The organism is Bacillus sp. 3255, assembly GCF_031456485.1.
GTDB lineage: Bacteria > Bacillota > Bacilli > Paenibacillales > NBRC-103111 > Paenibacillus_E.
The window spans coordinates 114,090-133,615 of the sequence record NZ_JAVDUS010000015.1; the positions used below are offsets into that span (position 1 = coordinate 114,090).

The window sequence follows — 19,526 nt, forward strand, 5'->3', positions numbered from 1 at the left end:
GTGATGTCGTTTTGAAGTCTACACGGTTGTTGATTGATTTTCTCAAAGTGAAATGGCCGTTGTATGCCGCTGCCGTATTGTCGATCTCGCTTGGCAACATCATTCATTCGTATTATCCGAAGCTGTTGGGCGAATTCACCGACAAGCTGCAGCAGGGAGGCCTCAGCAAGGAACTGATTATCGATTACAGCCTGATGCTGCTGGCCATCGGTCTGAGCTTCGGCATTCTGACGGCAATCGGCCAGTATTTGATCATGCGCAACGGCAGAAGATTCGAATTCGTCACCCGTAACCGGTTGTTCGATCATTTTACACAGCTGGGAGCTACTTTCTATTCCAAGAACGGTGTCGGCAAGCTGCTCAGCTATGTCATGAACGACGTAACCGTCATCCGCGAATCGATTTCGATGGGCATCAATCAGATCACGAACTCAGCGATACTCATTATCGCCGTCGTGGCAACGATGCTGTTCAGCTCAATTCCGTTGTATTTAATTGCGATCTGCATTTTGCCTTTACTGCTCATTCCTTTCCTAACGGTGAAGTTTCAGCCGATCATTAAGAACCGTTCCTTGCAAGTTCAAGAAGCATTAGGCAAAATGACGGAGTCGGCCGAAGAACAGTTCGGCGGCATCCGGGTGACGAAGAAGTTCGCTGTAGAGTCCATTATGATCGGCAGGTTTAGCGCGACGGTTGACCGGATTCGCGACAACCAGCTGAGACTGGTCCGGCTTTCCTCCCTATTTGAAGCACTCATTCCGTTTCTGGGCGCAATATCGCTGATTATCGCGATTGCTTTTGGGGGCTATTTGACGATTCTCGGCAGAATTACAATCGGTAATTTCGTAGAATTAACCTTGTACATACGCATGATGGTGAACCCCTTGCAGCAGATCGGACGCGTCATCAACGCCATGCAGCGCTCCAAGGCGTCGCTCGAACGGCTCAATGAGCTGCTGAATCTGAGATCAGAGGTCGTGCAGAACGAGCTTGCGCAGCCCAGCCATTTGGATCATGAAGGCATACGCATCGAGCATCTCTCCTTTGCCTATCCGGATGACGACGATGAGGTGCTGCATGACATCTCGCTTACGATCGAACCGGGCAAATCCATCGGCATTATCGGTAAAACCGGCAGCGGCAAATCAACTTTGGTGAAACTGATGCTGCGGATTTACGACCCGCCGGAGGGGACCGTTTACATCGGGGATACGGATATTCGCAACGTGACCTTGGAAAGCTTGCGCAACCAGATCGCCTATGTGCCTCAGGAAGGCTTCCTGTTCAGCACAACCATTCGCGATAATATCGCCTTCTACAAAAGGGAGCTGCCGCTGGAGCAGGTGGAGCGCGCCGCGAAGAAAGCGCAGATTTTATCCAGCATCACGTCGTTTCCCGAGAAGTTCGAAACGAAGCTGGGCGAACGCGGCGTCACGCTGTCGGGCGGACAACGCCAGAGAACGAGCTTGGCCCGAGGGATTATCAAGGATTCGCCGCTGATGATTCTGGATGATAGTGTAAGCGCTGTAGACGCCGTCACAGAGAAGCACATTATCGATACGATCCGCAAGGAGCGCTCCAACAAAACGACGATTTGGATCGCGCACCGGATATCGGCGTTAAAGCATACCGATGAAATCATCGTGCTCCATGAAGGCCGCATCGTGCAGCGCGGCACACATGAAGAGCTGATCGCCCAGGAAGGCTTGTATGCAGAGCTTCATGCGATACAGGAAGGGGGGAGCCACGATGTCGCAGAGTAAAACCGCCGGCATGAAAGAGCCGCAGCCCGCCAAAGCGTCCTTACGGGTCTTATCCGGATACGCCAAGCCGCACAAATGGACCTTCGCGGCCGTCCTCGTATGCGCGCTGATGGGAATCGCCGCAGACTTGTTCCAGCCGTACCTCGTCAAGATAGCGATCGATGATAACTTGATGATCGGCAAAAACGATTACAGAGCCCTGCTGCTCATCTGTTTATTTTATGTAGGACTTTCGATAAGCTCGCTGTTTTTCAGTTATCTGCAGAACAACCTGCTTCAATTCGCCGGCCAAAGCATTGTGGCCAAAATTCGCAAGGACCTGTTCCAACACATTTTCAAACAATCGATGTCCTATTATGACAAAACGCCAAGCGGCAGCTTGATTACGCACGTTTCGAGCGACACGGAGACGCTTAACCAGTTTTTTACGCAAGTGCTGCTCAGTCTCGTGCGCGACGGCATGACCCTGATATTCATCATCGTGCTGATGTATCATCTCGATCCGGCGTTGACGCTGTACAGTATGATCGTTATTCCGATCATTGCGCTTATCGCGATCAGCTTCCGCAGGTATATGCGCAAGACGTACCAGCTGTCCAGAACGCAGCTGTCCCAGATGGTCGCTTTCGCCGCGGAGAATTTGTCGGGCATGCATCTCATCCAGGCCTTCCATCAGGAGAAGGAGCAGATGAGCCGCTTCGAGGAGCGCAATCACAGCTATTTCCGGGCCAATTTGCGGGAAATTCGCACGAACGTTTTGTTCAACCGTTCCTTTGATATTTTGGGCAATTTGTCGGTCGCGTTCATTACGTGGATCGGCGGCATTGCCGTTTTCGATAAAACGATCGAATTTGGCGTTCTCTATGCGTTCATTACGTATATTCGGCAGTTTTTCCAGCCCATCAATAATATTACGCAGCAGTGGAATACGCTCCAATCAACGACAGTTTCGATGAACCGGATTTGGAACATTTTCGCCACGCAGCCGGAAGTCAAGGATAAGCCGGACGCGAAGCCGGTTGCCATGCAGAACGTGAAAGGCGAGATTCATTTCAGCAATGTGACCTTCGGCTATTTGAAGGAGGTGTCCGTTATCGAGAATCTGGAGCTGCGCATCGCACCCGGTGAAATGATCGGCATTGTCGGTACGACGGGCGCCGGTAAAAGCTCGCTGATTTCGCTGCTCTGCCGCTTCTACGATGTGCAGAAGGGAAGCGTCAGCATCGACGGGACGGATATCCGCGATATCCCGCAGGCTGAACTTCACAGGATCGTAGGCCTTGTGCAGCAGGAACCGTATTTGTACGCCGGCAGCATTCTGGACAATGTGCGGATGTTCGATGAAACCATCCCTCGGGAAGCGGTGATTGAGGCTTGCCGGTTGGTCGGCGCCGATGCGCTGATCGCCAGGCTGAAGGATGGCTATGACACGCGGATCTCCGAACGGGGAAGCGGCTTGTCGGCCGGCGAGCGGCAGCTCATTTCGTTCGCGCGCATTATCGTGTTCCAGCCCAAAATTTTGATTCTCGACGAAGCGACGGCGAATCTGGATTCGCAAACGGAGCAGCTTATCCAAGCTGCGCTGCAGGTTGTCGCAGAGGGGCGGACGACACTGGTTATCGCTCACCGCATCTCGACGATCATTCATGCCAACCGCATTCTGGTCATGAGCCACGGACATATCGTGGAAGAAGGGAACCATGCGGAGCTGTTGGCGCAGCACGGGTACTACGAGCAGCTGTACCTGCACTCGCAGGGCAGCGCGGAGACCGCTCAAACGATATCATAGGCATCAGGATAAGCTTAGTTATGACTCATAATTAGAGTCGTAGCTAAGCTTTTTTTTCTATTATTCTACCTTCGGTCAAGTAAATGTAAGCGAACCAATATAAAGAGAGAAAATAAGGTTTCTAAACAAAAGTGGTAAATTATGTTGTTTAATTTGGACTAATGTACTATACTGATGTATAAAATTGTAAACATTATGTCGACGGATGTCGAAAGGAGTTGTAGTTTTTCAAACAGCATACTGGCAAACCTATTGAAAAATAGGGACGCAAAACTAGAGGGACTACATCCAACAAGGATATGTCAGCCAGTTGCAGCTCTGCGATTGGTGAAGTTATTGGCATTGTTGCCAGGGTTCACTTTTTTTTTGTGTGCGTATTTATGCTTGGCCAATCTAGCGAATCTAGCGATAGGAGTAGAGATAATGAGAGAGAGAAGACCTGCGAATATGCAGCATTTGTTCCCAAGTGAGAATGGGAATCCGCAAACGCGTCAAATGGTGCTTCAGCTGATGGAACAAATCCTGACGGGCGTCGACGCCTTGAAAAACCCGAATGGCGTTAACCTCAAAGGAGAAAAGGACCGGTCGGGGAATTTCTACAGCAACCTGATTCGGAACAGCGCGATTCCGGGAGACAGCGTTCCCCTGGAGGAAGTGAACGCAGAGCTGTTGAAGCTGCTGCACGCCCATCCCTACCATACCAAATATTTTCTGACCAACATTCTACCGATGGCCTCCATCCCCGGTATTCTGGGCATGATGGCGGCGTTCATGGTGAATGGCAACAACTTGTGGGATGTATACGGACCGGCGGGCGCGGAAGCGGAAGTTCGCGTCATCAGTATGATGTCGAAGCTCATCGGCTACGATCCGCTTACCAGCGGCGGCTATACGACATGGGGCGGGCAGGGCGCCGTCTTCTCAGGGCTGCGCATCGCGATTGCGAAAGTAGCGCCGAATGCCTTGCAGCAAGGCGTCCCCGGCAATCTCTACGCGTTCTGCTCCGAAGCGGCGCATTACTCCTTGTTCAAGTCCATGGAAGCATCGGGGATCGGAAGCGACCACTTGATTCGCGTTCGCACGAATCCGGATAGCTCCATGGATGTCGGCGATTTGCGGCTCAAGATGGAAGAAGTGGTCGCAGGCGGCGGCATTCCCGTCTATATTGTTGCGACCACAGGCACGACGGATGCTATGGGAATCGACGATTTGTCCGCAATTTATGCGGTTAGCGATGCCATTGCGAAGCAGCATGATTTGCCAAGAGCGCACATTCATGCGGATTCCGCTCTAGGCGGGTTCTTCGCCTTCTTCAACGATTACGACTTCGAGTTGAATCCGCTCGATCTGAAGCAGGAGGTTCTGCATGCGCTGCTTCAGATTCATGGCAGAATGAAGCATTTGCATATGGCGGATTCCCTATGCTTCGATTTTCAGAAGCTGGGTCAAACTCCTTACGTCACCAGCTTGTTTCTGGTGCGGGAGGCCGGCGATTTGCGGTTGATGGATCTGCATCCTGACGAAACGCCGTATGTCGGACACCGGGGTTATGGGCAATACCACACGGGGTATACGTTGGAATGTTCCCGTATGGGCAGCTCCATCAGCATCTACAGTGCACTCTTGGCTTTTGGCATTCAGGGCTATCAGCGCCTTCTGGCGCAGTTCGTTGAGGTGAATCTCGCTTTTCGTGAGGCGATTCGCGAGGCAATCCCGCAGGCTGTCATCGTGAATGAAGACAATCCCGGCATCATTACACTGCTGCGCATTTATCCGGAAGGCGTCTCCAGGTTTCAGGACGAGCTTGGCGGTACATGCACGCTGCAGGAGGTAGAGCGAAACAACCGATTTAACGAATTGTGGTTCGAGCTGCTGGGCGAACGGCGGGACCAAATTTTCTTCGGCGATACGAAGAAGCACCTGCTTGTTCCAACTTCCGATCACAGTTCTGTGGCGCTCTATGCCTCCAAACTATTCATCATCTCCCCCTATACGGAAGTGCAGCATGTGGACGAAATCGTCCGTTATTTGAAAGAAACGATCGATCAGACGTATCGCCAATACGCCGGTGAAGCAGCGATGAGCAGGAGGTAATAATGAATGTTAGGGATTAAGTCATATTTTAAAAAAGCGGTGAACGGATTCCGTTCCCGTCTCGCGGTGAAGATGACCGCCAGCATCGTATTGCTGCTCTTATTGGTCAGCGGCATCTTTTCTTTATCCGGCTACTGGATCTCCACCAAGTTATCCGCGAAGCTGGAGGATCAGTTCGTACTGCGGTTAATGACGAATATTCAGAACGTGACGAACTACCTCGCTGTCATTCCGGACCGCCCCGAGCAGATTACGGATACGAAACACCAAGCTTATGAGCGAATCAAAAAACAATTCGAGGCGTTCAAGAAGGAAGATTCGCTGGAGAACGTCTATGTGTTGATGAAGAAAGACAACAAAGAACAGATCATTGTGCTAACCGGCGTAGAGGACGATTACGGCACCGATTATCCGTTCACGCCTGAGATGAACGAAGCCGTCAAGCAGGATAAGCCGGTGATCAGTTCCATTTATACAGATGAGTACGGCATTCATAAATCCATATTCGCACCGCTCCGCAACCAAAACGGTGAAAACATCGGCATCGTCGGCATCGATCTCGACGCAACGGTCATCCCGCAGACGAAGCAGGAGTTGGTCTGGACGATGATCATGATAACGCTGCTTATTCTTCTGCTAGGCAGTTTGATCGCCTACTTCATCAGCAGAAGCGTAACGAGGCCGGTTGTGCGTCTGATGCATATGACGGAGAAGGTGGCGGCAGGCGATTTATCCGAGCGGGTGCATATCCAGCGGGAGGATGAGATCGGCAAGCTGGCCGGGGCGTTCAATGTCATGCGGGAGAATCTGGACATTCTGATCCGCCAAATGTTCACCTCCGCCAATATGATCACACAGACCAGCGAGCAATTGTATCACTCGGCGGACGAGTCGAGCTCGAGTGCCGGCGTCGTCGCCGTCTCGATGAACAATATGTACGGCGGTGTCGCGGAAGTCGTTTCGTCGATAACGGACAGCACGACATCCATCTTCGAAATCAATGGGGAGCTGACGGAAGTGACGTCGGAGGTCAAACAAATGCAGCTCATGGCCCACCAAGTCGGGGCGCAGTCGGTTGACGGCCAGCAGCTTGTGGAGAAAACGCTGCATCAAATGAACGTGATTCAGAAGGAAATGAAGCAATCCGAAGAAGCGGCTCAGCAATTAGGCAATCGCTCCAAAGAGATCGGCGAAATCATACATATCATTACCGAAATTGCGCAGCAGACGAACCTGCTGGCGTTGAACGCATCGATCGAAGCGGCCCGTGTCGGCGAGCAGGGCAAAGGCTTTGCCGTCGTTGCCGGCGAAGTGAAGAAGTTGGCCGAGCAGTCTACTCGTGCGGCGAGCTCGATTACGGATCTTGTATCCAGCACGCAGAACGACAGTCTTGTGGTGATGGCGAGCATTACGCAAGGCAATCAAGCCGTGGAGCAGGGGCAAACGTGGATTCACGATACCTATGAGAATTTCAAGATCATTTTCAATGGTATATCCATGTTTTCCGAAAGGACAGATCGACTCTTGGATACGCTGGAACGAGCGGTCCAATCGTTCGAGACGATTTCGGCTGTGATGCAGCGGATCTCCGGAATTACGGAAGAACAATCCGCGGGCTACGAGGAGGTTGCAGCCGCCGCTGAGGAGCAAAGCGCCTCCATCCAGGAAATCACGGCGGCGATTCGGAATCTGTCGGAGATGGCGGCAGCGCTTCAAGGTTCCGTGCAGAAGTTTAACATGAAGCAATGAACGAAGCGGGCGGATGATCGCCTTGGAGAACCGTCACTTTGACGGTTCTTTTTATTGAACTGCGGCGGGGCGGGGCTCTCTCGTTGAGGGAGCCGAGCTTTTCTTGGTCAGCCGCAGGTCGTAACTGGAATTTCTCCCGTTATTCGCGAGAAAATTAGCCTAGTTGTACGAATAAAGGGAATTCCTCCCGTTCATTCATCCCCATTTCGCGTAAAGGCTGCAAGTACGGGCTGAATAACGGGAGGAATTCCTGTTATTCAGCATTCGAGGATCCGCCAGGCTGCATGTAACAGGAGAAATTCCCGCTATGGGCGGGACTCTCGGTAGAGGCTTAGCTCTCTTGGAGGAGCCGAGCTTTCTTATGAATGGCACCGGCAAACCTTACCGCAGTGCGGTGCAAGGGGATAATCACCAGGGCTAATGATCAGGTACTAGGAATAGATAGTACTTCTCAATCGGCGTAACTTGAGTAACAATAAGAGTATGACGAGAGGAGGTCCTGCAACATGAAATCGAAATGGATCACAATTCAATTAGGTTATGTGTTGGGAGCCAGCGCGCTGCTAACCGCCATTGTATATTTTTTCGCAACCAACTGGGAGAAGCTAAACCGCTGGGAGAAATTCGTTCCCGCCTTCCTCCTCATCCTCGGCTTCTATGGATTATCCATATGGTTATCCCGGCAATCAGGCAGGCAGTTTCTCAGCAAGCTCAGCTTGTTCGCCAGCTGCATTTCCTTCGGGGTGGGAATCGGTGTTATCGGGCAAACGTACAACTCGCATGCGGACAGTTATGCGTTGTTCGCCGTCTGGTTCGTTCCGGCTATTCTGTTCAGCCTGTTAACGAGGTGGCAGCCGTTCTATGTACTGGCTTATATCCTCGGCCATCTGGCTTACGGCTATTATTTCTTTCCGCGATGGCAGGGAAGCTTGGAGACGGAAGCCGTTCAGCTCGCCGTCTGGCTGGGCCTGGTGCTGGTGAACGGCGCGCTTTTCGTATGGACGGAACAAGGGCGCTTGCAAGCTCCCTTCCTGAAATGGATTTCGTTTCAAGCGGCATTGGGCATGCTGGTGTATGTTTCCAATTCACACGCCTTCGAGGATTATGGCGTCTTCATGAATCTGCCGCTCGTTATTGCGCTGGCAGCAGCCGTCCGATATACGCATAAGACGACAAACAAAGCGTACCTGCTGTTTACCGGACTCTGGATTTCCGCTGCGATCACGGTGAAATATATCGAGCTGGTCGCCCACTATTATAATGAACTGTTCTTCATAGTAAGCTTATTGTTCATCATCGTGTTCATCGGTGCCAACGTGAAATTTATGAATTATATACGGGCTTGGCAGCCGTCGGGCACGCAGTCTGCTGCGGATGAGCAGGCTGAAGGAGCATCCGGGAGCGGGAAAGCGGATGGCGATTTCACCAAATGGGTCGTCCGCGTATTGACGGTTTCCGTCGTGATCGTCGGTTCTTTGCTAGGCAGCTTGACCGTCATCGGCATCGTGACGTTGGTGCTCGGGTTCGAAGAGCCGGCCAATATTTTGATCGGTTACGGCCTTGCGGTTGTGCTTGGGATGATTGCGGCGAAAAAGCTGAACGCACTCGTCCGGTACACGATTCTCATCAGCGGCTTGCTGCTGGGCGCGGGGGCAGCCGCGTTCTCCGAGAACGTTCCGGTGCTATGGGCATTCCTGGCGCTTACGGTCGCAGCGTTTATTTATATAACGGGCTTGCTGCACCGCATTTTCTTTGTACTGGCCGCCATCGTGCTAACCGCTGCTATCTTATTTAACTGGATCGAGAGCGGCGTAACGGTCGTTACCATCCTTACGGTTCTCTTATTTGCTCTATTCGCCGGCGGTCAGGTCATTCCGAATGCCTCCATCAGGCAGCCGGTGCTGTACAGCGCTTACCCAACATTGCTGCTGTCGATGTTCGTTCTCACTTTTATAACCGAGTCGTACTGGTATTATGTGGCCAATGGCTTCTTCTTTCTGCTAGTCCTGCTGGCTCTGGCGGTCAGCAAACAGCTGCAAATCAGATGGGTGTTCGCTTGGTCGATGGGCTTCTGGACAGCGTTCCTTGTGTACAAATATTACGATCTCGCCTGGAAGCTGCTGCACAAGTCGTTCACCTTCGCGATACTAGGCATTCTGATTCTCGCCTTCACCGTATGGTACGAGAAGAAGCACGCTGAGGCGGCGGCGGAACCCGCTGCGAAGACCGACTATGCGGCGAACCGCCTTGTGATCGCCGTGCTGGTCGTGCTGCAAATTGCCGCGATGTCGCTGCAGATCGGCAAAAGCGAGTGGCTGCTCGCAAGCGGCCAGCAGATCCGCTTGCAGCTGGAGCCGCTCGACCCGCGCTCGCTGATCCAAGGCGATTATGTGCGCTTGCGGTACACGATTTCGGAGCCGCCTATTTTTGGCGACAGGCCGGAGGAGGCCGCCTCCAAACGCATTACGGTCGTGCTGGCTCCGAATGCAGCCACGGGCGTTTATGAGTTCAGCCGCGTTTATAAGAAGGGGGAGCCGCTGGCGGCAGGTGAAGTTCGTTTGAACGGCAAACGGACCGGCTTCGAAACCGTGGAATACGGCATCGAGCACTATTTCATCCCAGAAGGAACCGGCAGCGATTACGAACGGCAGGCGAAGTTCGCCGAAGTGAAGGTTTCCAAGAACGGCGATGCCATTCTGGAGCGGCTGATCTTGCAGCAGACGGTTGTTCAATAGCGCATAGTGTGATAAAATTACCCGATCTTGGCATGTTGTTAGAAAGGGGAAGCATTTCGCATGTGGCTTATGTACTCCGTGCTTGCGGCTCTAAGCTTCGGGCTCCGGGGCATCCTCTATCACTGGACCAGCCAGCAATCGCTGAATCGGAATGTGCTGCTCTGCGGCACATTTTTCATGGGCGCTCTGATCAGCGGTATCAGCGCTTTTCTTCTGCATCAGGATTGGACGGTTTCGGCGCTGATCGGCGTTCAGATGGGGCTGTTTTCCTTCGGAGCTAACGCAAGTATGTTCAAAGGCTTTGCCGTAGGGAAAGCCTCGCTCGTGGCCATCCTCACGGGATTGCCATCCGTCGTCGTCGTCTTCGTCGCCTACCTGATCTGGGACGAACGGCTGAATATGCTGCAGTTTGCAGCCTTCGTCATCATTGTCATCGGCATCCTCGTCGTCCGATATTCCAATGAAATCACGATGAAGAATTTGCAAGGGGCCGGATGGGGAGCGCTGGCGCTGCTGCTCTTCGCCGGTAACGATCTCTCGGGCAAATGGACGACGCTCGTATCCGCTCCGCTGTTTCCGACGCTGTTCTGCATGTTCGCCACAGGCACCGTATGTTTCGGACTATGGTGGTTGAAGGACCAGTCGGCACGGGAACCCGGAAAGGAAGTGGCGATCTCCTCTGCGAAATGGTCGGAGCAGCGCACATTTCTGTTCGGGATGCTCGTGGGGATAACGAATGTGGTCGGCATGATCTTCATCCTGCATGGCTTTGAACATGGCAAGGCGGGCCTTGTATCCGCCGTCGTTGCACTAAACGTGCTAATCGTACTGCTGTACACGCGATTTATATTGAAGGACAGGTTTTCCAGGCTGGAGCAGTCCGGGCTGGCGCTTGCTTTTATCGGAATTGTGATGATGAAGTTGGTTGCTTCTTGACAAACGGCACTTATTGCAGTAATATTCAGTCAATTCATAACTTGATAGTGAACATTGAGGAACAGGACAGTAGTTCTTGTCGGACAGTCGCAGCGAGCCGGGATTGGTGGGAACCGGTACGAATGTCAGGAACGAAGCGGACCTGGGAGATGGTCTCCCGAACTGGTGAGTAGGGGGATCCGGCGCATGCCGTTATCTTAGGAGGGGTTAAATCCGGACATCATCCGCAGATTTAACACTTAGAGTGGTACCGCGGGAATGAAACAGCTCTCGTCTCTTATTAGAGACGGGGGCTTTTTGTATTTATTCGAGAGAGGGAGGGTTTATCCATGATTCAACAGCTTATCCTTGCAGAACTGGAGGGGCATGTCGAAGCGCTGCTCGCTGCCTATGCCGCCGAACGCCCGGCACAATTGAAGATCTTGACCGAGCATCCCGCACATCCCGAGCATGGAGACTACAGCTCCAATATTGCTATGCAATTGGCCAAGATCGTACGCAGATCACCGCTGCAAATCGCCGGGGAGCTGCAAAGCCGCATCGAAGAAGGCGGTTCGGTGCAGGGCTTGTTCCGCAAGGTAGCTGCCGTGGCTCCCGGATTTCTGAATTTCTATATCGATTGGAACGTATGGGCTTCCGGCGCTTATCAGACGGAGGATAAGCAGCGTATGCGTCGCGAGCAAACGAAGGTGCTGGTGGAGCATACCTCGATCAATCCGAACAAAGCGGCGCATGTGGGCCATCTGCGTAATTCCTGTATCGGGGATACGCTCACTCGCATGCTGTCTCATGCGGGCTATCAGGTGGAGGTGCACAACTACATCGACGACCTTGGCAATCAGCTGGCGGATACGGTGGTAGGCATTCTTCATACGCAATCCGAAGGAGCGTTTCTGCGTTTCGGCGATTTCTGTTGGGAAACGTACGCGAAGGTGAATCAGGCTTATAAAGCGCAGCCGGAGCTGGCGGAGCAGCGCGCTGTCGTGCTGCACGCGATTGAGAGCGGTACATCCAATCTGGCTTGGATGGGCGCTCTGGTGGCGGAACGGATCGTCCGCGAGCAGTTGGAGGAAATGAAGCAGTTCGGTATCAACTACGATGTGCTGGTCTGGGAGAGCTCCATCGTTCGCGCCGGATTCTGGGATACGACGTTCGAGCTGTTAAACCGAACGAACATGTTCCACAAAGTGACGGAAGGGAAGCTGGCCGGCTGCTGGGTGCTCAAACAGGCGGAGGACAGCGCGGATGCGTCAACGGATAGCCAAGACTTTCAGGGAGATAAGGTGCTCGTGCGTTCTAACGGCATTCTGACCTATACGGCCAAGGACATCGCTTATCATCTGTGGAAGTTCGGACTGCTCGAGAATGACTTTGTCTATAAAAAATGGGAAGACGGACTTTGGTCCACAGCAGCCGAGGGCCGTAAAAAACCGATCGGGCACGCGGATATGGTCATTAACGTTATCGACTATCGCCAGCAATATCCGCAGGAGATGGTGAAGCTCGCGCTGGAGGTGCTGGGATACGAGAAACAGGCCAGCCAGCTCAAGCATGTGAGTTATGGCGTCGTGTCACTCAGTCCGGGCACGGCAGCGGGGCTAGGCATCGATACGTCGGATGGCAAAGGCTCCTACGCGATGTCAGGCCGCCAAGGCATCGGCATCAAAGTAGCGGATCTGCTGGATCGCATGGAGCAGGTGATCGACGCGAAGCGTTCGAGGAAAGCGGGCATATCCAGCAGAGCGATCGCCGCGGCGGCGATCCGCTACTATTTGCTGAAGTACCAGCTGCAGACCGAGGTGGTTTTCGATATGGAGCAGGCGACTGAGGTAACGGGAAACTCAGGCGTCTATCTGCTCTATGCGTATACGAGAGCGAACAGCATTCTGGATAAAGCGCAGAAAGAACCTCGCCTGCAGGCGATACAGGCCCATTTTGCCGGGAATCTGCTGGAGGAACCCGAGTATCAGCTGCTGCGCCATATGGCGTACTGGCCGGAAACGTTGGACAATGCAACCGATCAGCTGGCACCGAGCCTAATCTGTCATTATGCGTTTGAGCTGGCCTCGCTGTTCAATCATTTCTACAGCGCATGTCCTGTGTTGAAAGGCAATGAGGACCGCATCGCGCATCGCTTGTGGATCACGCAATTGGTGAGAAGCAGGCTGCATCAAGCGCTCGAACTGCTCGGCATGCCGACGCCGAAACGGTTGTAGCCCGCACACGGACGGATGATATGCGAGTGCCGATACAGCCTGTCATCCTGCTGCATATGCTACTTCATACACGTCATTGTTCGGCGTTGACGAGGAGGAGCCTGCTATGCTTCAGTCCAAAGTGAAAACGTATCGTTACCGTATCGGTCAAAAACAATTTATCGTCATTAAAATCTATCAAACTGCCCGGGCATCGGCTAAGATGGGCAATGCCCTAGCCAGCAATGCGCTTAATATTCAAATCTTCAAAAAGCAAAAAAAACGTAAAAAGCGGTAGCACCCCGTCGGGAAACGGATAATTTTCGTTCGACGAGAGGGGGTGAAGGCATGCAGCGCAAATCGAGTAAAAAGTCCGGCTACAGCAGCGGCAAAACGAAAGTCAGAGTGAGACAATCCGCGAGCGCGACGATCGGCCAAGGCGGCAATTCGATCTCGGTCAACGCTTCGGAGGTCGGCGTCGTCCGCATCCGGCCTTAAAAATGCAACAATAGCTTTCTGAACGGGATTAAATGCGGTACAATAGGTATATTCGTGCCAATATGAATGATTCAGGAGGCTTTCACCCCAATGACAGAAAAAGAGATCGATACACAAGCTGAAGAAAATACAACCCAAGATCTGGAGCAAGAACAAGCCCAAATCATAATGACTTGGTTTCAACACATCAATGAAGTTGTGAAAGCGCAATTTCCGGAATATGAAGTCGATGGCCAAATTGGAAACAATCCGATCTATGGTCCGATGTTTGCTTTTACTCTTAAACAAGAAGAGAAATTCACGACATGCGGATTTTTCTTAAATGAGATTATGCGTAACTTCCAAACGAATCCGAACGCGGGCCTTTGGCTGTCTTCCTTCTTCGTGGATTTATTGAGAAGCCCGGAAAGTCATCCGCTGCCGAACCCGCCGCAAACCGAGGATGACGCGAAGGAACTGCTCGATAAGCACATCGTTCCATATGTAGCTACGGCTGTACGTGAAGAGTTCCCGGAGCAGAAGATTTATGTGGATCTCGAGCTTCATGAGGAGCATGGTCCGGTTCTGGAAGCCGGCTTTGTTGCGGTACAAGAGGGCAATAACACTTGTGCGCTTCCGCTGCAATATTTAATGACGTTATATTTATTGAATCGCGACCCTGCGGAGCCGATGATTCAAGCGATGTACCGTCTGTACGAAGAAAATAATCTCGGCCAAGCTTAATAGAAAGCCAGGAGGTTTCAGCCTCCTGGCTTTTTTTGGCCGTGATCAGTGACGGAGCTGCACATAATCCGCATAGCTCCTGATCGTCGGAACCGTGAAGCCGCTGCCAAGCTTCGCGTATTTCATGGCGTGCGACGTGTTGAACAGCACGACGGAGTCGCTCGGGCGAAGCCAGCCGCTGTCGCAGAGCGCGAGCAGTCCGGCCCACGTTGCCGAGCCCTCCGGCGACGCGGAGATGCCCTGCGCGCCCAACGTGCGCGTAGCTTCGGCGATTTGGCGCTTCGAGAGCGCCAGCGCCGTGCCGCCGCTCTGCTGCACAATCGACAGCAGCAGTTCCAAGTCGGGCGGCTGCGGGACACGCATGCCGGTCGGACTAGCTTCAACGCCGGCAGGCGGAGGAGCTTGAGTCAACGCGTCAACGATCGGTTGGCAGCCTTCCTCCTGCACGCAGACGAACTTCGGCATCGGACCGTCGATCCAGCCAAGCGCTTTGAGCTCATGGTAGGCTTTCCACATGCCAATAATACCGGAGCCTCCGCCGGTCGGATAAATGATGCAGTCCGGGAACGTCCATCCGAGCTGCTCGGCGAGCTCAAGTCCCATCGTTTTCTTGCCTTCGACACGGCCCGGCTCCTTCAGGGTGCCGACGTTTACCCAGCCTTGCTCCGTCCTGCCGGCTTCGATGATCGCCGCGGCATCGTGAATGAAGCCGTCGACGAGGTAAGTGTCGGCGCCGTATAAGGGACACTCTTCCACGATGAGCGGCGGGCAGTCTTGAGGAATAAAGACGGAAGCCTCAATTCCTGCACGGCTGGCGTAGGCAGCCAACGCGCCCGCGGCATTGCCGTTCGAAGGTACGGCAGCCTTGGCGGCGCCGGACTCCTTCAATAAGGAGACGGCGACGGAGAAACCGCGTGATTTGAAGCTGCCCGTCGGGTTCTGCTCCTCTCGTTTAATCCACAGCTGCCGGAGCGGCAGCTTGGCTTCCCATTCCTGCATGCGAACAAGCGGGGTCCAGCCCTCGCCTAGCGTGATGATACAATCCGGGTCACTCACCGGAAGCAGTTCGTTGTATCTCCACATGGATGGGTAGCGAGTCAGTAAGGCTTCCTTCTTGAATGTTCGGGACAAGCGCTCCAGGTCGTACTCGACCAACAACGTACCGCCGCACGCGCATTTCATGTCTTGGTAGCGGAACGGGAGCTTTGCCGAACATCGTGAGCAATAAAGCCCCAATTGCTTCATCTTTTGGGCCTCCTCACCGTTTTCAGCGGGAAAACTGTTGTAGTTGTCATCCTATGAATTCGCACATGCAAACTCTAATGTAGACTATTACCGTGAGGCGAAGATGGAGACGGCTTGTGTCTCTTGCTTTTGTTTATTTTTTGTGAAAAGACTTGATTTTTCGGAAGGCCGATTTATCTTTCAGCTTCAGAAACAGCTCCAGCATCGGAGCGAAATTAACTTCAATAATCCACACATGCCCCTCAGTGTCCAATGCCATATCGATGCCCATCGTTTTCACCCAGCGATAGGAGGGACCGAGCTTGGCTGCGCTTTTCAGAGCGACTCTATCCAGCCGGGCAAGGAGATCGCCGGATCGCATCGTCCTCAATGCCGAATGCCGGATGGCATGATCAACGGATACGACTTTGCCGCTGCTCATGCGAATATTCGTCACGATGAAGCCTGCTCCGGCAACTTTGGCCAGCTTGCCCGTCACCTGCCACGGTGAGCGGGGGTGGCGCTGTACCATGACCCGCAGATCGAAGGGACGGCCGTTCACCGTGGCCAGATGGATGCGCTGCTGGACAATGTAATTTTTCCCAGCCTTCTTTTTGAGATAAGCGGCCATCTGCTCTTGGCTCGTGTACCGTTTTTTGCGGGCTCCGTCTTGCACTTCATATTCGGAATCTCCCATTTTTCTGATTCGCACAACGCCATGCCCGCCATAGCTGCCGGTCGGCTTAATAATGACTTGACCGTATTTATCGATCATTCGCCAGAAGGTCGACTCCTTCAGCCAAGCGGTTTCCGGGAGATGCGCCCGGAGCTCCTCCGATCTTCGCAGCAGCTTGTATTTCGTCCATTTGCTCGTGCTGAGATTACTCATAGGACTTCACTTCTTGCTCTTGAATGACAATGTCGTGCTCTTCCACACGCAGCACTTGATTGTGTTCATCCACGAATACCACCTGCGGCTTCAAGACGCTGATTTCTTCCTCGTTCATTAGCCCCATGCTCAAAATAATGACAAGATCGCCGGGTTGAAACAGATGGGCCGGCGGTCCGTTCAGCCCGATTTTGCCGCAGCCTTCCGGAGCCGGAATGGCGTATGTTTTCCAACGGGTCGCATTGCGCAAACTCGTGACCTGCACCATTTCGTAAGGTAAAATGTGCGCTTTCCGCATCAACAGGGCATCTATCGTAATACTCCCGACATAGTTCAGATCGGCCTCCGTCACGGTGGCACGGTGGATCTTGCCTTTACACATTAGTCGCTGCATATGCAGTAGCTCCTTTATCATCACATTGGGTGTTCATCACAACGTATGATGAAGGCAAGTCTTCTTGTGTAGGCAATGGCCCAGCCCCTCCCAAAAATGGGTAGATACCATGCCGATTTCCCGGGTAATCGCAGGAATCGACATCCGTTTGCACACAAAAAAACCCGAGCGGGCTCGGGCGTTTCTGCGGCGGATTAAATTAATTTAAGGCCGCTAATTAAAACTAAAGAGGCGATAATCGTCCGCAGGACATTCGTTGGCGCCTTGGTAGCCAACATACTGCCAAGCAGTACGCCGGGGATCGAACCAAGCAGCAGGTTAATGACGAGCGTATAATTCACATTGCCCATGCTTGCGTGCAAAATGCCGGCTGTCGTAGCCAGGAAGAAGGCGTGTGCGATGTCAGTTCCGACGAGCGTAGCGGGTACCATGCGGAAAAAGTAGAGCATCGCTATCGCGTACAACGAGCCGGAGCCGATCGAGGTTAATCCGACCACGAATCCGAGGACGGCGCCGATCGTGATCGTCAGCCCCTTTTTCTCCTCCAGGCTTCTAAGCTGCCAGCGGTTCTCCTTGATCTTATGGCCGAAGAACACTTTGAACAGAGTGGCAAAAGCGACCAGAATCAAGACATAGCCAAGCGCGTGCTTAATAATGACCTCTTGATTGTGGTAGAAGGAGTTGAAAATTTTCAAAAAAATAACTGCGAGGATGACGCCTGGTATACTGCCCATGGCTAGCATTTTGACCAGTTTGAAGTCAATTGTTTTCTGCCGCCAATGCTGAATCGTGCCGAACAGCTTCGTGATGGAATTATAAAGGAGGTCCGTGCCTACGGCAATAGATGGATGAATCCCAATCAGGATTAATATGGGGGTGAGCAGCGAAGCTCCCCCAACTCCGGTCAATCCGACCAGAAAACCAACGATTACACCCATTAACAAAACGCTTAAAGTCATGTTGTCATGTCCCCAATCAATTACCGACTAATTCAATTGGATTAATTTTATTATATGGAGAAGCGATATGTAAAGAGAAATTTTTTTGATGTGAACGAAGGCTTTTGGCAATCCAATCTCCGTACATGCTATTCATTAAGCGGAGAATAAGTTACAATATGTGGATGTGACATTGGAGGACAGTTTTAGAAGACAGCTTGGAGGTGTGTGATTTGAGCAATCGAACGACAGTCATGATCAGTATTGTGCTCGCGATGCTGGTGGCTTCAATGGATACGACGATCGCCAATACGACGATGCCGATTATTGTGAAGGAGATTGGCGGCGAAGACCTGTTTGCATGGGCTTTCACCTCGTATATGGTGCTATCGACCGTACTGGCTCCGTTAGCCGGACGATTATCTGATCTATTCGGTCGGAAAAGGATTTATGCCGCCGGTATTCTTTTATTTCTAGGCGGATCCGTGCTCTGCGGAATGTCCCAGAGCATGCTGCAGCTCATCATATTTCGCGCGGTGCAAGGGATCGGAGCGGGGGTTATGATGCCATTTCCTGCGATTATCGCCGGAGATATTTATCCGGTTGAGCAGCGGGGGAAGGTGCAGGCGTTCTTCACTGCGATGTGGGGATTGGCGGCTGTGTTGGCGCCGCTGCTAGGTACATTTTTCGTCACATATATGAGTTGGCGATGGATTTTCTTCGTTAATATTCCGATCTGTTTGGTCGCCTTAATTGCGCTGAAGCCGTATAAGGAAGTATATGAACCGAAGAAATCAATGGTCGATTACGGCGGAGCGGCGCTGTTTGCGGCCGGGATTTCCCTGCTGCTGCTAACGACGACAGTCGAGCGGAACAATTACATATACGGCATACTCGGCGTGATCTGCATGATCGTCTTTTTCCTTTATGAGAAAAAAATCAGCGCCCCGATCGTGCCGCTCAATTTGCTGCGCAACCGGCCGATCGCGATCATGATCGCTATTTCTTTCATCACATGTACGGCCTTGTTCGGGACTTCGAGCTTTATCCCGCTTTTCCTGCAAAATCAAGGTCATTCGCTGTTCATAAGCGGCATTGCCCTCTTGGGAACGTCCATAGGCTGGATGGCAGTCGCCGTTCCAAGCGGTAAATGGGTGCTGCAGTACGGTTACAAGCCGCTGCTCATTATTGGGAACGGTCTGCTCGTGGTGACGGCGATCATGCTGTATTTGATGAACGAAGCGACATCCTTCTGGTACTCCTTCGCGACGATGACCATGCTCGGACTTGCCTACGGATTAATTTTTACGGTTTCCACGATTGGTTCCCAGCAGCTTGTTGAGCCTCATCAAAAAGGGATTTCCACATCGCTCCAATTGTTCGCCCGCAATATCGGCACAGCGGTGAGCGTGACGATTATGGGCGCCATACTAACCAAATCGACGATGTTTTACAGCGGGTTTCACGGGATGTTCGTGTTCGGCTTCATTGCCAGCCTGGTCTCGATGTTCATCCCGTTTCTACTTCAATCACCGGCCAAGCAGACAGCTTGATTGCAATCCCAATACCCTGAGGCAGCAGCCTCAGGGTATTTCATCA

Annotated in this window: 15 protein-coding genes, 1 riboswitch and 1 other annotated feature; of the genes, 11 read left to right on the forward strand and 4 right to left on the reverse strand. The window is 52.5% G+C overall.

Annotation, left to right across the window (positions count from 1 at the left end; genetic code table 11):
* Positions 1-11: 11 nt before the first annotated feature.
* The 10 genes from J2X61_RS21885 (at position 12) to J2X61_RS21930 (ending at position 14,482) form a co-directional block, all read left to right on the forward strand.
* Positions 12-1,763, forward strand: coding sequence for an ABC transporter ATP-binding protein (locus J2X61_RS21885; RefSeq protein WP_274467876.1), 1,752 nt, complete (start codon positions 12-14; stop codon positions 1,761-1,763).
* Positions 1,750-3,552 (forward strand): ABC transporter ATP-binding protein, encoded by a 1,803-nt coding sequence (locus J2X61_RS21890; RefSeq protein ID WP_310190565.1) that lies wholly within the window; start codon positions 1,750-1,752, stop codon positions 3,550-3,552. Before J2X61_RS21885 ends, J2X61_RS21890 begins: the two co-directional genes overlap by 14 nt.
* A gap of 232 nt (positions 3,553-3,784) precedes the next feature.
* Positions 3,785-3,870: riboswitch (cyclic di-GMP riboswitch) on the forward strand.
* Between the two features lie 105 nt (positions 3,871-3,975).
* Positions 3,976-5,646 (forward strand): pyridoxal phosphate-dependent decarboxylase family protein, encoded by a 1,671-nt coding sequence (locus tag J2X61_RS21895; protein ID WP_274467878.1) that lies wholly within the window; start codon positions 3,976-3,978, stop codon positions 5,644-5,646.
* A gap of 6 nt (positions 5,647-5,652) precedes the next feature.
* Positions 5,653-7,395 (forward strand): methyl-accepting chemotaxis protein, encoded by a 1,743-nt coding sequence (locus tag J2X61_RS21900; RefSeq protein ID WP_310190568.1) that lies wholly within the window; start codon positions 5,653-5,655, stop codon positions 7,393-7,395.
* A gap of 506 nt (positions 7,396-7,901) precedes the next feature.
* Entirely contained in the window at positions 7,902-10,130 is a 2,229-nt protein-coding gene (locus J2X61_RS21905; protein WP_310190571.1) for a GDYXXLXY domain-containing protein, read from the forward strand.
* A gap of 60 nt (positions 10,131-10,190) precedes the next feature.
* On the forward strand, positions 10,191-11,066 hold the full coding sequence (locus J2X61_RS21910; RefSeq protein ID WP_310190574.1) for an EamA family transporter: 876 nt from the start codon (positions 10,191-10,193) through the stop codon (positions 11,064-11,066).
* A 48-nt stretch (positions 11,067-11,114) separates the two neighbouring features.
* Positions 11,115-11,347 (forward strand) — a binding site (T-box leader).
* Positions 11,348-11,395: 48 nt separating this feature from the next.
* Positions 11,396-13,282: an arginine--tRNA ligase gene (locus J2X61_RS21915; RefSeq protein ID WP_310190576.1), complete on the forward strand. Its 1,887-nt coding sequence runs from the start codon at positions 11,396-11,398 to the stop codon at positions 13,280-13,282.
* Between the two features lie 106 nt (positions 13,283-13,388).
* Positions 13,389-13,559: a hypothetical protein gene (locus J2X61_RS21920; protein ID WP_274467883.1), complete on the forward strand. Its 171-nt coding sequence runs from the start codon at positions 13,389-13,391 to the stop codon at positions 13,557-13,559.
* A gap of 50 nt (positions 13,560-13,609) precedes the next feature.
* Positions 13,610-13,759, forward strand: coding sequence for a hypothetical protein (locus J2X61_RS21925; protein ID WP_274467884.1), 150 nt, complete (start codon positions 13,610-13,612; stop codon positions 13,757-13,759).
* A gap of 90 nt (positions 13,760-13,849) precedes the next feature.
* Positions 13,850-14,482 (forward strand): hypothetical protein, encoded by a 633-nt coding sequence (locus tag J2X61_RS21930; RefSeq protein WP_274467885.1) that lies wholly within the window; start codon positions 13,850-13,852, stop codon positions 14,480-14,482.
* 45 nt (positions 14,483-14,527) lie between these two features.
* On the opposite strand, the gene J2X61_RS21935 is transcribed toward J2X61_RS21930, so the two are convergent.
* The 4 genes from J2X61_RS21935 to J2X61_RS21950 all read right to left on the reverse strand — a co-directional run bounded on the left by J2X61_RS21935 (position 14,528) and on the right by J2X61_RS21950 (position 17,948).
* Positions 14,528-15,727 carry a threonine synthase gene (locus J2X61_RS21935; protein ID WP_274467886.1) on the reverse strand — a complete coding sequence of 400 codons (1,200 nt, stop codon included), beginning with the start codon at positions 15,725-15,727 and terminating at the stop codon, positions 14,528-14,530.
* Positions 15,728-15,860: 133 nt separating this feature from the next.
* A complete protein-coding gene (locus tag J2X61_RS21940; RefSeq protein WP_310190580.1) occupies positions 15,861-16,595 on the reverse strand; it encodes a YheC/YheD family protein in 735 nt (244 codons plus the stop codon).
* Positions 16,588-16,989 (reverse strand): aspartate 1-decarboxylase, encoded by a 402-nt coding sequence (gene panD / locus J2X61_RS21945; RefSeq protein WP_274467888.1) that lies wholly within the window; start codon positions 16,987-16,989, stop codon positions 16,588-16,590. Before panD ends, J2X61_RS21940 begins: the two co-directional genes overlap by 8 nt.
* Positions 16,990-17,183: 194 nt before the next feature.
* Entirely contained in the window at positions 17,184-17,948 is a 765-nt protein-coding gene (locus J2X61_RS21950) for a sulfite exporter TauE/SafE family protein (RefSeq protein ID WP_274467889.1), read from the reverse strand.
* Positions 17,949-18,160: 212 nt separating this feature from the next.
* Here J2X61_RS21950 and J2X61_RS21955 point away from each other — a divergent pair, with 212 nt between their 5' ends.
* Positions 18,161-19,480, forward strand: a complete 1,320-nt coding sequence (locus tag J2X61_RS21955) for an MFS transporter (protein ID WP_274467890.1) — start codon at positions 18,161-18,163, stop codon at positions 19,478-19,480.
* Positions 19,481-19,526: the final 46 nt, after the last annotated feature.